The following is a 795-nucleotide window of genomic DNA, read 5'->3' as shown; positions in this document are numbered from 1 at the left end:
GGCAAAATCCAGATATATGCCTGATACCACGAAAAACCATCCCTCCCCCCTTCCCCCTTCTTCCCCTTTCTCCTCGGCCCCTTCCCTTCTCTCCCCTCCCCTCCCCCTTTCCCTCCCCTTCTCCCTCCTTCCTTTTCCTTCCTTCCCTTCTTTCCGCCTCTTCCTCCTTTTCCCTCCTCCTTTTCCCGCTTCTCTGTTTCCTCTTTTTCTTTTCCTTTCTTCTTTCTCTTCTTTTTTCCCTCTTTCCTTCCCTCTCCTTCTTTCTTCCCCTTTTCCCCTCCCTCTTTCCTTCTCTTCTCTTTTCTTTCCTCTCGTTTCCCCTCCCTTTCTTTCCCCCCCTTCTCCTTTCCTCCCTTCTCCTTTCTCTCTTTTTCCCCCCTTCTTTCCCCCTCCCTTTCTTTCCTCTTTCTTCCCCTTCTTCTTTTCCCCTTCTTTTCCCTCTCCTTTTTCTCCCTCTCCTTCCCCCCTTTTCCCTCTTCTTCCTTCTTTCCTTCCTTCCCTTTTTTTCTTTCCTTCTTCCTCTCTTCCTCTCTTCTTTTCTTTCCCTCTTTTTTTCCCTTTCTTTTCCCTCTCCTTTTTTTCCCTCCTTCCCCTTTTTTTCCTCTCTCTCCTTCCCTTTTTTTTCCTTCTTCTTCTCCCTCTTTCTTTCCCTCCTCCTCCCTTTCCCCCCCTTTCTCCCCCTTCTTTTTTTCTCCCCTTCTTCCTTTTCCTTTTCCTTCTTCCCTTCCTCTTCCCTCTTCCTTTTTTCCCCTTCCTCCCTCTCCCTCCTTTCCCTCCTTTCTTTCTCTCTTTCTT

1 protein-coding gene is annotated in these 795 nt (G+C 48.4%); it reads right to left on the bottom strand.

Going from position 1 to position 795, the window contains the following annotated elements:
- A partial coding sequence (locus tag LK536_RS58460; RefSeq protein ID WP_506092296.1) for a hypothetical protein occupies window positions 1-795 on the bottom strand: 795 nt, incomplete at both ends.

Origin of the sequence: Clostridium pacaense (genome assembly GCF_020709765.2) — a bacterium.
In the GTDB taxonomy this organism is placed as follows: Bacteria; Bacillota; Clostridia; order Lachnospirales; family Lachnospiraceae; genus Enterocloster; species Enterocloster hominis.
Note: the sequence above shows the minus strand (reverse complement) of the source record. Positions and strands in the feature narration are given on the sequence as shown.